This window comes from Streptomyces sp. ISL-99 (assembly GCF_018614005.1).
Classification (GTDB): domain Bacteria; phylum Actinomycetota; class Actinomycetes; order Streptomycetales; family Streptomycetaceae; genus Streptomyces; species Streptomyces flavidovirens.
The window spans coordinates 1-13792 of sequence record NZ_JAGGPC010000083.1 but is presented as its reverse complement, the minus strand read 5'-3'; the positions used below and the strand labels follow the sequence as shown (position 1 = coordinate 13792).

At 69.9% G+C, this 13792-nt stretch carries 14 protein-coding genes; 8 read left to right on the top strand and 6 right to left on the bottom strand.

The genetic code is table 11. The annotated features are described in order from the left end of the window. From J7E91_RS33570 to J7E91_RS33560, 3 genes are all read right to left on the bottom strand, one after another. Positions 1 to 921, bottom strand: a 921-nt coding sequence (locus J7E91_RS33570) for an NADH-quinone oxidoreductase subunit C (protein ID WP_214910892.1), incomplete at its 3' end; no start/stop codon positions are given. Next, positions 918 to 1544 (bottom strand): NADH-quinone oxidoreductase subunit B, encoded by a 627-nt coding sequence (locus tag J7E91_RS33565; protein ID WP_214910890.1) that lies wholly within the window; start codon positions 1542 to 1544, stop codon positions 918 to 920. The genes J7E91_RS33570 and J7E91_RS33565, both read right to left, overlap by 4 nt. Continuing rightward, positions 1535 to 1927 carry an NADH-quinone oxidoreductase subunit A gene (locus J7E91_RS33560; RefSeq protein ID WP_308377540.1) on the bottom strand — a complete coding sequence of 131 codons (393 nt, stop codon included), beginning with the start codon at positions 1925 to 1927 and terminating at the stop codon, positions 1535 to 1537. The genes J7E91_RS33565 and J7E91_RS33560 overlap by 10 nt, the downstream gene beginning before the upstream one ends. 453 nt (positions 1928 to 2380) lie before the next feature. Here J7E91_RS33560 and J7E91_RS33555 point away from each other — a divergent pair, with 453 nt between their 5' ends. From J7E91_RS33555 to rarD, 5 genes are all read left to right on the top strand, one after another. Beyond that, positions 2381 to 3727, top strand: coding sequence for a sensor histidine kinase (locus J7E91_RS33555; RefSeq protein WP_214910888.1), 1347 nt, complete (start codon positions 2381 to 2383; stop codon positions 3725 to 3727). Between the two features lie 178 nt (positions 3728 to 3905). Further along, the gene (locus tag J7E91_RS33550) at positions 3906 to 4565 is read left to right on the top strand and encodes a response regulator transcription factor (RefSeq protein ID WP_308377542.1); all 660 of its coding nucleotides are present in this window, start codon (positions 3906 to 3908) and stop codon (positions 4563 to 4565) included. Between the two features lie 238 nt (positions 4566 to 4803). Beyond that, positions 4804 to 6771, top strand: coding sequence for a 2-oxoacid:acceptor oxidoreductase subunit alpha (locus J7E91_RS33545; protein ID WP_214910884.1), 1968 nt, complete (start codon positions 4804 to 4806; stop codon positions 6769 to 6771). After that, on the top strand, positions 6764 to 7822 hold the full coding sequence (locus tag J7E91_RS33540) for a 2-oxoacid:ferredoxin oxidoreductase subunit beta (protein WP_214910882.1): 1059 nt from the start codon (positions 6764 to 6766) through the stop codon (positions 7820 to 7822). The genes J7E91_RS33545 and J7E91_RS33540 overlap by 8 nt, the downstream gene beginning before the upstream one ends. Before the next feature lie 187 nt (positions 7823 to 8009). Then, positions 8010 to 9044, top strand: coding sequence for an EamA family transporter RarD (rarD, locus tag J7E91_RS33535; RefSeq protein ID WP_308377541.1), 1035 nt, complete (start codon positions 8010 to 8012; stop codon positions 9042 to 9044). A 102-nt stretch (positions 9045 to 9146) separates the two neighbouring features. Here the strand turns inward: rarD and J7E91_RS33530 are convergent, their stop codons facing one another. The 3 genes from J7E91_RS33530 to J7E91_RS33520 form a co-directional block, all read right to left on the bottom strand. Then, a complete protein-coding gene (locus J7E91_RS33530) occupies positions 9147 to 9803 on the bottom strand; it encodes an RNA-guided endonuclease InsQ/TnpB family protein (RefSeq protein ID WP_374224816.1) in 657 nt (218 codons plus the stop codon). A gap of 218 nt (positions 9804 to 10021) precedes the next feature. Next, positions 10022 to 10198: a hypothetical protein gene (locus J7E91_RS37135; RefSeq protein ID WP_308377539.1), complete on the bottom strand. Its 177-nt coding sequence runs from the start codon at positions 10196 to 10198 to the stop codon at positions 10022 to 10024. A 241-nt stretch (positions 10199 to 10439) separates the two neighbouring features. Then, positions 10440 to 11072: an ABATE domain-containing protein gene (locus J7E91_RS33520; RefSeq protein ID WP_214910878.1), complete on the bottom strand. Its 633-nt coding sequence runs from the start codon at positions 11070 to 11072 to the stop codon at positions 10440 to 10442. A gap of 25 nt (positions 11073 to 11097) precedes the next feature. On the opposite strand from J7E91_RS33520, the gene J7E91_RS33515 reads away from it, so the two are divergent. From J7E91_RS33515 to J7E91_RS33505, 3 genes are all read left to right on the top strand, one after another. Further along, the gene (locus J7E91_RS33515; RefSeq protein ID WP_214910894.1) at positions 11098 to 11547 is read left to right on the top strand and encodes a VOC family protein; all 450 of its coding nucleotides are present in this window, start codon (positions 11098 to 11100) and stop codon (positions 11545 to 11547) included. Between the two features lie 91 nt (positions 11548 to 11638). Beyond that, positions 11639 to 12133 (top strand): hypothetical protein, encoded by a 495-nt coding sequence (locus J7E91_RS33510; protein ID WP_214910876.1) that lies wholly within the window; start codon positions 11639 to 11641, stop codon positions 12131 to 12133. Between the two features lie 174 nt (positions 12134 to 12307). Then, the gene (locus J7E91_RS33505) at positions 12308 to 13654 is read left to right on the top strand and encodes a M28 family metallopeptidase (RefSeq protein ID WP_214910874.1); all 1347 of its coding nucleotides are present in this window, start codon (positions 12308 to 12310) and stop codon (positions 13652 to 13654) included. The last annotated feature ends 138 nt before the right edge of the window (positions 13655 to 13792 follow it).

Here is a 13792-nt window from a genome sequence, read left to right as displayed (position 1 = left end):
CGCGGGCGTCGCGGGCGTCGCGTCCGTCGCGGCTTCCGCCGTCTCGCTTGCCGAGCCTTCGCTCACGCTCCGCGCCCGCTCCGGCGCGGCCGGGGTCGCAGCCTCGCTGGTGGGTGTAGCCGACTCCGTCGCCTGGCTCGCCGAGCCCTCGGTCACGCTGCGGGCGCGGCGCGGCGGACGTGAGGCCGTGCCTTCCGGGGGCGGTGTTGTTGTCTCTGTCGCCTGGGTTGTCGAGCCTTCGGTCACGCTGCGGGCGCGGCGTGGCGGGCGGTCGGCTGCCGCGCCGGCCGCGCGGGGGGTGCGTGCGGGGCGGGCCGGAGCCGGTGGGAGCTGGCCCTTCAGGGGGCCCCACTCGTTCGGGTCCGGTACGCCGGGCGGCAGCATCTGGCGGCGCTTGGGGCCGCCGTGGTCCGACTCCCCCGGCTCCTTCGCGCCCGGCCACGCCTTGGCGACCCGGGCCGCCAGGACGAAGTCCTTGCGCAGCGGGTGGCCCTCGAAGCCCTCGGGCAGGAGGAGCGGCGCCAGGTGCGGGTGGCCCGTGAAGTCGACGCCGAACATCTCGTGCGTCTCGCGCTCGTGCCACTGCGCGCCCGCGTAGATCTCGACGGCGGAGGGGACGGCGGGCGCCGAGTGCGGGACGGTCGTACGGAGCAGGAGGCGTCGTACCGTACGGCCTTCGAGGGCGACGACGTGGGCGCAGACGCGGAAGCCCGTGCCCGGCTCGTCGACCGCGCTCAGCCAGTCGAAGTAGGTGCAGCCCAGCTTGTCGCGGGCGATTTCGAGCGCCGCGATCCACGAGCCGACCGGGACGTCGACAGTGAGCAGGTCGTAGCCGCGCTCGGCGGTCGCTTCCTCGCCGAAGATCTCGGTGACGGCGTCGGGCAGGCTGTCGTACGCCGTCGTGTTGGTCGCCTCGCTCACTTCGCAGCCTCCCCCGGGGCCGGCGGCGGGACGAGGCCGCTGCGCAAGGCTGCCGTGGAGGGCCGGCCGTGGCCGTAACGCTCGCTCAGGGACTCGCGGGCGATCTTCTCCTGGAGCTTGAGGATGCCTTGGAGCAGAGCCTCGGGGCGAGGCGGGCAGCCCGGTACGTACACGTCGACCGGGATGATCTGGTCGACGCCCTTCGTGACGGAGTACGAGTCCCAGTACGGGCCGCCGCAGTTGGAGCAGGCGCCGAAGGAGATGACGTACTTCGGCTCGGGCATCTGCTCGTACAGCCGCTTGACGGCCGGGGCCATCTTGTCCGTGACCGTACCGGAGACGACCATCAGGTCGGCCTGGCGCGGTCCCGGCGCGAAGGGGATCACGCCGAGCCGGATGAAGTCGTGGCGCGCCATCGACGCGGCGATGAACTCGATCGCGCAGCAGGCGAGACCGAAGTTGAAGACCCACAGGCTGTAGCGGCGGCCCCAGTTCAGGACCACCTTCATGGGCTCGGGGGCGAGGCGCGCGAGCGCTCCCAGGCGCTTCGGCCCGGAGAGCGGCGGCAGCGTCGGCTCGGGGAGATCGACAGGGGTCACGGGGGTCACGCGGGTCACGTCCATTCGAGGACGCCCTTCTTCCATGCGTACAGCAGTCCCACGGCCAGGAAGCCGAGGAAGATGAACATCTCGACCAGCGTCGTCGCACCGTATTCGGGCGCGGCGAAGACCGTCGCCCAGGGGAAGAGGAAGACCGAGTCGATGGCGAAGATCACGTACAGGAAGGCGTAGACGTAGTAGCGGACCTGCGTGTGCGCCCAGCCCTCTCCGACCGGGTCCACGCCGCATTCGTACGTCAGCAGCTTCTCCGGCGTCGGCACGACGGGGCGCAGCAGGCGCCCGGCGCCGAAGGCCACGGCGACGAAGAGGACGCCGATGACTGCGAGCAGTCCGACGACCGAGTAACTCTGGAAGTACCCGTCCGCGAGAACCGTCGGTTCCGGCACGTCCGCCCCTCTCGCTCCCTGGCCTCGTTCGCCTCGTTCGGCGATCTGTACGCACGGGAGTCTAGGCCCTGGTAAAAGCCGGGTAAGCAGCCGTCTCAAACCGGGGTGGGGTTGTCCCTGCTTCCGCGCACCCAGTTACCCCATGGCTTCCGTGGTCGGCGCCCGGCAGGCTGAGCACCATGACCGTCAGCGGCGGCGACCACCTCCCAGATTACGACTGGTCGGAGCGGTCAGACCTGTCGGACCGTGCGTGGCCAACCACAGTGGCGGCGGAGCTGCCGTGGCGCGACCGCGACGGCCGCGACGGTGTGGCCGAGCACCGTGCGGGGGTGGGGGAAACCCCCGGTCGGAAACGGTGACCGGCCTCATGGTTCCGGTCTGTCCGTCCCAGCATTCTTGGGTCACACCCAGCAACGCTCACCAGAACCACCAGAGCAGAAACGGACGGTAGCGATGGCCACGGAGTACGCACGGCAGACCGGGGACCAGTGGGCGCCCGATGACCGGCCCCGGAGGAGGCACGTCCTTCCTCCGGCGCTGCGCGCGCCGGTCGAGGCCCGGACCTGGCGCGAGTTCGGTTATCTGATGCTCAGCCTGCCGGTCAGCGTGCTGTTCTTCGTCTTCGCGGTCACCATGACGTCGCTGGGCATGGGCCTGCTGATCACCTTCCTGGGCGTACCGGTACTGGCGGCGTGCCTGGCCGGCTGCCGCGGTTTCGGGGCCGTGGAGCGGGCCCGCGCCAGGGGGATGCTGAAGCTGGACGTGGCGGACCCGGCGCCGGTGCGCGCGAAACCGGGTGGCGGGCCGATGTCCTGGATGGTCGCGATGCTCAGGAGCGGAACGTCCTGGCGTCATCTGCTGTACGCCGTGCTGCATCTGCCCTGGGCGGTGTTCGCCTTCTCGGTGTCGCTGGTCCTGTGGTCGTACGGCTGGGCCATGCTGACGTACCCGCTGTGGCAGTGGGTGTTCCCGGTCTACGCCGGTGCGGACGGTATCCAGCTGTACGGCGACAGCACGCACCACATCTACCTCGACGAGGCCGGTGAACTGGCCGTGACCAGCGCGTTCGGCCTGCTCCTCACCCTCGCCACCCCCTGGGTCATACGCGGCCTGGTGACCGTGGACCGGGTGCTGGTGGCCGGGCTGCTCGGCCCGTCCAGGCTCGCCACCCGCGTCTCGGAGCTGGAGTCGGACCGGGGCGTCGTCGTCGACACCGCGGCCGCCGACCTGCGGCGCATCGAGCGTGATCTGCACGACGGGGCGCAGGCCCGGCTCGTCGCTCTCGCGATGGATCTGGGGCTGGCCAAGGAGAAGCTGACGCAGGACCCGGAAGCCGCGGCGCGCATGGTGGACGAGGCGCACGGCGAGGTGAAGATCGCGCTTCAGGAGCTGCGGGACCTGGCCCGCGGCATCCACCCGGCCGTCCTGACCGACCGCGGTCTGGACGCGGCGCTCTCGGCGGTGGCCTCCCGGTGCACGGTGCCGGTGCAGGTGGAGGTGGACCTTCCGGCGCGGCCGGCCCCGGCCATCGAGGGCATCGCGTACTTCACCGTCTCCGAGCTCCTCCAGAACGTCAGCAAGCACGCACGGGCGTCGCGGGCCACGGTCGATGTGTGGCAGACGGAGGACCGGCTGATGCTCCAGGTGGGCGACGACGGGCAGGGCGGCGCGGACACGACGGCCGGTTCGGGTCTCGCGGGGCTCGCGGAGCGGCTGGACGCCGTCGACGGAATCCTGGTCGTCGACTCGCCGGCGGGCGGGCCGACCACGGTCACGGCCGAGCTGCCCTGGCGGGGCTGACCGGCGCTGCCCGCCGCCCGCTCCCCCGACTGCCTCCCGCCTGCCCCGCCGCCCGCTTCCGAGTCGTACGCCACTATTCCCAGCACCTGGGCCCGCGCCGGTCCGGATGCTGGATGCTGGGGTTCGACGGGTGCGGAGCAATCAATTGCTGGGGGGCTACGGGGTCGTGAAGGACAGGGTGCGGGTCGTCATCGCCGAGGATTCAGTGCTGCTTCGGGAGGGCCTGACCCGGCTGCTGACCGATCTCGGACACGATGTCGTCGCGGGCGTCGGGGACGCGGAAGCGCTGATCAAGACAGTGGGGGAGCTGGCGTCGCAGGGCGAGCTGCCGGATGTGGTGGTGGCGGACGTACGGATGCCGCCGACCCACACCGACGAGGGCGTGCGGGCGGCGGTGCGGCTGCGCAAGGACTACCCGGACATCGGGGTCCTGGTGCTCTCGCAGTACGTCGAGGAGCGGTACGCGACGGAACTGCTGGCCGGGTCGAGCCGGGGCGTGGGCTATCTGCTCAAGGACCGGGTGGCCGAGGTGCGTGAGTTCGTGGACGCCGTCGTCCGGGTGGCCCGGGGCGGGACCGCGCTCGACCCCGAGGTCGTGGCGCAGTTGCTGGGCCGCAGCCGCAAGCAGGACGTGCTGGCGGGGCTGACACCCCGCGAGCGGGAGGTCCTGGGCCTCATGGCCGAGGGCCGGACGAACTCGGCGGTCGCCAGGCAATTGGTGGTGAGTGACGGCGCCGTCGAGAAGCACGTCAGCAACATCTTCCTTAAGCTCGGACTCTCGCCCAGCGACGGTGACCACCGCCGGGTGCTGGCGGTGTTGACGTACCTGAACACCTAGGGACCCGGCAGGTGATCCGGCCGAGGGTCCTGGAACCAAAGGATGAGTACGGAGCGTCTTCGAGCAGAGCGCCGGGGGGCGGGCAAAATATGGCAAAGCAGGGCAGTGGAGCGTCTCAAAACGGGGTCCAGCATGTGATAACCCCAGGGAAGGGCACCCTTACCGACGTAGGGTGGGCCCTGGGGCCACCGGCCGGCCGGCGGGCCCCGAGCAGCCGCCTCGAGGGAGGTCCAGTTCAGTGACCAGCCAGGTCAGTAGCCCGGCCGAGAAGGCCGACGGAGCCGATGGTGCCGACGGAGCGAATGACACCGTCGTCGGGGAACAGCGCAGCATGGCGGGCCAAAAGCCCTTCGAAAAAGAGATCCGCCGCCTCGATCGGATGATCATCCGTTTCGCGGGTGACTCCGGTGACGGCATGCAGCTCACGGGCGACCGCTTCACTTCGGAGACGGCCACCTTCGGAAACGATCTGTCGACGCTGCCGAACTTCCCGGCCGAGATCCGGGCGCCCGCCGGCACGCTGCCGGGCGTATCCAGCTTCCAGCTGCACTTCGCCGACCACGACATCCTGACGCCCGGCGACGCACCGAACGTCCTGGTGGCCATGAACCCCGCCGCGCTGAAGGCGAACATCGCGGACCTGCCGCGCGGCGCGGAGATCATCGTCAACACCGACGAGTTCACCAAGCGCCCGATGGCCAAGGTCGGCTACGCGACCTCTCCGCTGGAGGACGGCTCACTGGACGCGTACAACGTCCATCCGGTGCCGCTGACCACGATGACGATCGAGGCGCTCAAGGACTTCGGCCTGTCCCGGAAGGAGGCCGAGCGGAGCAAGAACATGTTCGCGCTCGGGCTGCTGTCGTGGATGTACCACCGGCCGACCGAGGGCACCGAAAGGTTCCTGCGGACGAAGTTCGCCAAGAAGCCCCGGATCGCCGAGGCGAACGTCGCGGCGTTCCGGGCCGGCTGGAACTTCGGCGAGACCACCGAGGACTTCGCGGTCTCCTACGAGGTCGCCCCGGCCACCCGGGCGTTCCCCCCGGGCACGTACCGCAACATCTCCGGGAACCTGGCCCTGTCCTACGGGCTGATCGCCGCGAGCCAGCAGGCGGACCTGCCGCTCTACCTGGGCTCGTACCCGATCACTCCGGCCTCCGACATCCTGCACGAGCTCAGCAAGCACAAGAACTTCGGCGTGCGGACGTTCCAGGCCGAGGACGAGATCGCGGCCATCGGTGCGGCGCTCGGCGCGGCGTTCGGCGGGCAGCTGGCCGTCACCACCACCTCGGGCCCCGGTGTGGCGCTGAAGTCGGAGACCATCGGTCTCGCGGTGTCGCTGGAGCTGCCGCTCCTGGTGGTCGCCATCCAGCGCGGCGGGCCCTCGACGGGCCTGCCGACCAAGACGGAACAGGCCGACCTGCTCCAGGCGATGTACGGGCGCAACGGCGAGGCCCCGGTGCCGATCGTCGCGCCCAGGACCCCCGCCGACTGCTTCGACGCGGCCATGGACGCGGCACGCATCGCGCTGACGTACCGGACGCCGGTGTTCCTGCTCTCCGACGGTTACCTGGCCAACGGCAGCGAGCCGTGGCGGATCCCCGAAATCGACGAGCTCCCGGACCTGCGCGTGCAGTTCGCGACCGGCCCGAACCACGAGCTCGCCGACGGCACCGAGGTCTTCTGGCCGTACAAGCGCGACCCGCAGACGCTGGCGCGTCCGTGGGCGGTGCCCGGCACTCCGGGTCTTGAACACCGCGTCGGCGGCATCGAGAAGCAGGACGGCACGGGCAACATCTCGTACGACCCGGCCAACCACGATTTCATGGTCCGCACCCGGCAGGCCAAGGTCGACGGCATCGAGGTCCCGGACCTTCAGGTCGACGACCCGGACCGCGCCAGGACGCTGGTGCTGGGGTGGGGCTCGACGTACGGCCCGATCACGGCCGCCGTACGCCGCCTCCGCGCGGCCGGGACACCCATCGCGCAGGCCCACCTGCGCCACCTCAACCCGTTCCCCCGGAATCTGGGCGAGATTCTGAGGCGTTACGAGAAGGTGGTCGTGCCCGAGATGAACCTCGGACAGCTGGCCACCCTGCTCAGGGCCAAGTATCTGGTCGACGCCCACTCGTACAACCAGGTCAACGGAATGCCGTTCAAGGCCGAGCAGCTCGCCACGGCTCTCAAGGAGGCCAACGATGCCTAAGGCGAACGAGACGCTTTCGCTGGTGCCCAAGGCCGAGGCCAAGCAGTCGATGAAGGACTTCAAGTCCGATCAGGAAGTGCGCTGGTGCCCCGGTTGCGGTGACTACGCGGTCCTCGCCGCCGTGCAGGGCTTCATGCCCGAGCTCGGGCTGGCGAGGGAGAACATCGTCTTCGTCTCCGGTATCGGCTGCTCGTCCCGCTTCCCGTACTACATGAACACCTACGGGATGCACTCGATCCACGGCCGCGCGCCGGCGATCGCGACCGGCCTCGCCTCCTCGCGGCGTGACCTGAGTGTGTGGGTGGTGACCGGTGACGGCGACGCGCTGTCCATCGGCGGAAACCACCTGATCCACGCGCTGCGGCGCAACGTCAACCTCAAGATCCTGCTCTTCAACAACCGGATCTACGGGCTGACCAAGGGCCAGTACAGCCCGACCTCCGAGGTCGGCAAGATCACCAAGTCGACGCCGATGGGCTCGCTCGACGCGCCCTTCAACCCCGTGTCGCTCGCCATCGGCGCCGAGGCCAGCTTCGTCGCCCGTACGGTCGACTCGGACCGCAAGCACCTCACCGAGGTACTGCGGCAGGCCGCCGACCACCCCGGCACCGCGCTGGTGGAGATCTACCAGAACTGCAACATCTTCAACGACGGCGCCTTCGAGGCCCTCAAGGACAAGCAGCAGGCCGAGGAGGCCGTGATCCGGCTGGAGCACGGGCAGCCGATCCGCTTCGGCGCCGAGGGCGCCAAGGGTGTCGTACGGGACGCCGCCACCGGTGACCTCAAGGTCGTCGCGGTGACGCCCGCGAACGAGTCGCAGATCCTGGTCCACGACGCGCACGCCGCCTCGCCCACGACGGCGTTCGCGCTCTCGCGCCTCGCCGACCCGGACACGCTGCACCACACCCCGATCGGGGTACTGCGCAGCGTCGACCGCCCGGTCTACGACACGCTGATGGCCGAGCAGCTCGATACCGCCATCGAGCGGAACGGCAAGGGCGACCTGGGTGCGCTGCTCGCGGGCAACGACACCTGGACCGTCGTCGGCTGAGCCTTTCCGGTACGCGAAGAGGGGCGCCCGGTCATCGGACCGGGCGCCCCTCTCGCATCCGCACCACCGGCTGTCGTGACTGCCATGACCGTCATGACCGTCATGCAATACGGACATGACAGGCGAGCGGGATCGGCGTTACCTTCAGCGGATTGGTGGGCGCGCGTCGGGAGGGCCTGTGAAGCCTGTGAAGTCGGCCAAAGAACAGCGATCAGGGTTGCTGTACGGCATCGGCGCCTACGGGATGTGGGGCCTCGTCCCCCTCTTCTGGCCACTCCTCAAGCCCGCCGGCGCGATGGAGATCCTGGCCCACCGCATGGTGTGGTCGCTCGCCGTCGTCGGCGTGGTGCTGGTGGCGGTACGCCGGTGGGCGTGGGTCGGGGAGCTGGTCCGGCAGCCGCGCAGGCTGGGGCTCATCGCCGTCGCCGCGACGGTCATCACCGTCAACTGGGGGCTCTACATCTGGGCCGTCAACAGCGGCCAGGTCGTCGAAGCGTCGCTCGGTTACTTCATCAACCCGCTGGTCACCATCGCCATGGGCGTCCTGCTGCTGAAGGAACGGCTGCGGCCCGCGCAGTGGGCGGCGGTCGGGGTCGGCTTCGCGGCGGTGCTCGTCCTGGCTGTCGGGTACGGGCGGCCGCCGTGGATCTCTCTGGCCCTGGCGTTCTCGTTCGCGACGTACGGACTGGTCAAGAAGAAGGTCAACCTGGGCGGCGTGGAGTCACTGGCCGCCGAGACCGCCATCCAGTTTCTGCCGGCGCTGGGCTACCTGCTGTGGATCGGGTCGCACGGGAACCTGACCTTCGGCGCGGAGGGAGCCGGCCACGCGGCTCTGCTCGCCGCTACCGGTGTGGTGACCGCCGCGCCGCTGGTGTGCTTCGGGGCGGCGGCGATACGGGTGCCGTTGTCGACGCTCGGGTTGTTGCAGTACCTGGCGCCGGTCTTCCAGTTCGGGCTCGGCGTCGTGTACTTCCACGAGGCGATGCCGCCGGAGCGGTGGGCCGGCTTCTCGCTGGTCTGGGCGGCGCTGGCACTGCTGACGTGGGATGCGCTGCGGAACGCCCGGCGGGGGCGGACGGAGGCGGCGCGGCGGCTTGCGGCGGTGGGGGCGGGTGGCGTGGCGGGCGTGGGTGTGGAGGCCGGTGCGGGTGGTGCTGCGGATGCGGGTGGCGCGTCCGACCCGGCGTCTGATCCCGCGCCCGCGTCTACGCCTGCCCCGTAGGGGGCGGGCGGCGGAGCTGTCCCTTCCCCACCCGCCCCTTCCCGAACCGGGTGACCTTCTCCTCGATTGTCGAAGGAAGAAGGCACTGTCAACTACCCGCCGCTACCGCGACGGGCTTGCAGTACGGGCATCACTGGCTGTGATACGTCGTCCGCGTCCAGCCACCCTCTGTCGCAGGATGGCAGGGGCCGCTGACTCGACCCCGCATCGCCACAACTCCAGCGCACGGGCGCGGATATTGCGGGAGCCATTTCGGTCGGCGTGATCAACGAACCCGCACGACCGGCACGCGAACCGAGCCTGAGAGGCCCGGTTCGCTTTGTCCACATGCCCGCATTCGGAGCAGGTTCGGGAGGTATACGCCGGATCGACATACACCACTGGCACCCCTGCCCGGCGGGCCTTATATGTGATGAAGTTCCCCAACTGGGCGAAGGCCCAGCAGTGGAGCGTGGCCCGTTGGGGCTTTCTCAGCCGTACCCGTTCACGGATCCCGGTCGGCTCTTCCAGACCGATTCCGCGCCCGGTGCGTTCAGCCTCGACCACGATTCGCTTTGCGATCTTGTGGTTGATGTCCTTAGCCCGCCGCGCCTCCTTGCGGCGCCGCCGCTGGGCGCGCCGCTTGGCGGACTTGGTGTTCTCCTTCTGCAACTTGGACCGCAGCTGCCGGTCCCGTACCCGGGAACGATTCAACAGTTGCTCAGCGCTCCCGACCAAGCCAATTCCCTTGACCCGCCCGGCCAATGTCCAAAGGGGCACTGTCCGCTCGTCGAGTTGCCAGGACAGACAGCGGTCGTCGTACGCTTGCGCCGCGTCCGCACGGAAGACAACCGGGTTGGAATCCACTTGCCTTCGCCGGTTGGAGGCAGGGTTGCCGAGATCCCCGTTCCAAGTATTCGCCCGTAGCGTCGCGTAGGCATCGGCAACCTTGCGGATTACATGGAGTGCAGGCTGCGCGGACAATCCGAACTGGACCTTCACTGCGTCGTACCCAATATGGCGGCTCTCGACGGGTCCGCGGCGGTCACCGCGTCCATCACCGCGCGCCAGTGCGCGCCTGGCCTCGCTTTCTTCGGCGCCGGCCAGATGCCCTGGCGGAAGCGGAGTACAGCCTTCTCGGCGTTCGCCGCGGCGGCCGAGACCGTGACCGGCACGGTCGTGCTCCCGTGGGTGAGGCGGATGCGGTCACCGGGCCGGTAGCTGCGGACCTCCCCCGTGACACCTTCGTCGGTACGGTACGCAGCGCCCTTCTCGGCGGTCAGCTCCGCGCCCGCGCCAAGCCAGAGCGCGACACTCTCGGGCCTCGCGATGAATTCCCATACGGCGGCGGGCGAATGCGGCAGCGTCCGGGAGACTCCGATCTCCCGCCCGCGTCCTTCGTGAGTCCGGTGGGTATCAGCTTTTCTCCTTCGCCCCGCTCCCGCTCCGGCGGGCCCGGTGGGCACGCGCCTTGTTGCGGTTCCCGCAGCGTTCCATCGCACACCAGCGGCGGCGGCCGGGGCGTGAGGTGTCGACGAACAGCAGGGAGCAGTCGTGCGAGCCGCATTCGCGGATGCGGCGGGCGTACGGTCCGGTGAACAGGTCGATCGCGTCGCGGGCCACCGTCGACAGCAGCTGGTCCCCCGTGGCGCCCGGCGCCCACGCGCGTACGGCGCCCACGCCCGCGCCCACGTCGATCCGGGCGACCAGCGGCTCCCGCGCCGCCCGCGCGTTCACCACGTCGAGGTCGCCCACAGCCAGGCCCCGGCCGTGGGCCCGGTCGGCGGCCAGCCGGTGGAGCGCGTCCCGCAGGGCGCGCGCGTCCGCCAGCTCGCTCGCGCTCACCGTCAGGTCGAGCCCGCCCGGCAGCCGGCTCCGCGCCGCCCATCGCGCCAGATCGGCCGGCTCGTGCAAGACCTCGTACCGGGCGAGCAGGCCGGGGCCGCCGGTCGGAAGCAGCTCAAGGCAGAGGGCTCCCGGGTCGAAGAGGTAAGGGCGGCCTTCCGGCGTACGCAGGGTCAGCCCCGGCGTTTCTGTCACTGACTCCATCACGTAACCAATATAAATGGTTAGCATGACACTGCACTGGAAGCTCGTCGTCGACGCCAACGACCCGCACCCGCAGGCCGATTTCTGGGCCGACGCCCTCGGCTACGAGGTGGAGGACAACAGCGCGCTCATCGAGCGCCTCATCGGCTTCGGCGCCGTACCGCAGGAGGTCGCGGTGGAGTCCCACGGCCGCCGCGCATGGCGTGATCTGGTCGCCGTCCGGCATCCGGACGACCCGTACGACGAGGACAGCGGTGCGGGCCTCGGCCGCCGGATCCTCTTCCAACGCGTACCGGAGACGAAGACGGTCAAGAACCGGCTGCACATCGACGTGCACAGCGAGCCGGGAACGCGGGAGGCCGAAGTCGCCCGCCTGGAGACGCTGGGCGCCGCCGTCGCCCGTCGCGTGAAGGAGGCCGGAGGGGAATGGGTGGTCATGACCGACCCCGAGGGCAATGAATTCTGCGTCCACTGAAGCCCTGAAGCTCTGGCTTGGCTCAAGTCGGGGTCGCTCTCCCCCGCCGGGCGGCATGGTCGATTGACCGACTCGACCGACGGGGGACCTGATGAAGCACGCCATACGCCCGGCTGCCGCCGCACTCACCGCGTTCGCCTTTCTCACCGGTTCGGCGGCCTGCGTTACGCCGTCGGCTCCCGAACCACAGCAGGCGGCGAGCAAAGCCCGGCCCCGCTTACTCAGCGAGCAGCAGCTCGGCGATGTCGCCGCTGCCGCTCTGACCGACCAGGACACGCTCGACGACGCGGGGACGTTCGTACTGTCGACGACCGACGGCATCGACGGCGCCGCCCGCAGCGAGATCGCCGCCGGCACTCCCCTGCTCATCGAGGCCGCCTGCGCGGGCGAGGGATCGGTGACCCTCACCGTCACCTCGGGCAGGTCCGGGACCCGGCAGCAGGTGGCCTGCGCCGACAAGCCGCGCGCGAAGACCTTTGCCTTCACCACCCGCGCGGGCTCGATCTCGCTCGATGCCGACCGGGGCACAGCCACGCGCGGCGGTCTCGCCTATCTCGTACGCCGTCCGGCATCCGAACACCACTGACCGGTTTCCGCTCTTGACGAAGAGTCAAACTCTCGCTGAACATGCAGCACGCACCGCCCACGCACAGCCACGCGCAGCCCATGCACCAACAGCTCCAGCGCCCCGCGCCGTCACCCGCGTGCCGGGGCGTCCCGCACGTTCCGTTTGTCCCCGTACGGAATCCGGAGCCCCCACATGAACCTCTCCAGCGTCTCCTGCCGCCCGACTCCCAGACGCACCGCCGTCACAGCCGTCGCCCTGGCCCTCACCGGCCTGGTCGCCGCCACCGCGCCCGCCGCGTCCGCCGCCCCGACCGCCTCTGCCACCGCCCTCGCTCCCCTCGCCGCCCCCGACATACCCCTCGCCAACGTCAAGGCGCACCTCACCCAGCTCCAGTCGATAGCCACCGCCAACGGCGGCAACCGCGCCCACGGCCGCCCCGGCTACAAGGCCTCCATCGACTACCTCAAGGCCAAGCTGGACGCCGCCGGATTCACCACGTCCGTCACGACGTTCACCTCCAGCGGCGCGACCGGTTACAACCTGATCGCCGACTGGCCGGGCGGCGACCCGAACCAGATCCTGATGTCCGGCGCGCACCTCGACTCGGTCAGCTCGGGACCCGGCATCAACGACAACGGGTCCGGCTCGGCCGCCGTCCTGGAAACCGCGCTCGCCGTCTCCCGTGCCCAGCTCAAGCCCACAAAGCACCTGCGGTTCGGCTGGTGGGGCGCGGAGGAGCTCGGGCTCGTCGGCTCGAAGGCGTACGTCAACAGCCTTCCCGCCACCGAGCGTTCGAAGTTCTCCGGCTACCTCAACTTCGACATGATCGGCTCGCCGAACCCCGGCTATTTCGTCTACGACGACGATCCGGCCATCGAGAAGACCTTCAAGGACTACTACGCGGGCATCGGCGTCCCCACCGAGATCGAGACCGAGGGCGACGGCCGCTCCGACCACGCGAACTTCAAGAACGTGGGCATACCGGTCGGCGGCCTCTTCACCGGCGCCAGCCGTACGAAGACGAGTGCCCAGGCCCAGAAGTGGGGCGGCACCGCGGGCACCGCCTTCGACCGCTGCTACCACTCGTCCTGCGACACCACGGCGAACATCAACGACACCGCCCTGGACCGCAACAGCGACGCGATCGCCCACGCCGTATGGGCTCTGGGCACCGAGCCGACCGTCCCGCCCGGCGACGTGCACGAGAACACCACCGACGTCGCCGTCCCGGACAACGGCGCGGCCGTCACCTCCTCCGTCACCGTCTCCGGCCGTACGGGCAACGCCCCGGCCGCGCTCAAGGTGGGCGTGGACATCAAGCACACCTGGCGCGGTGACCTGGTCGTGGACCTGGTCGCGCCCGACGGGACGGCGTACCGGCTGAAGAGCTCCAGCAGCAGCGACTCGGCCGACAACGTGATCGCCACCTACACGGTGGACGCGTCGAGCGAAGCGGCCAACGGCACCTGGAAGCTCAGAGTCCAGGACATCGCCACGCAGGACACCGGTTACATCGACAGCTGGAAGCTCACCTTCTGAGCCCGTCCCGCTCCTGTACCGCCCGGCCCCGGCGGGATGCTGTTGGTTAATTCGGGCCTGTGCGTGACGTCGGCCTTCAAGACCCGGTTGTGGTCTTGAAGGCCGACGTTGTCGTATGGGGTGGGTGCGGATGTCGAT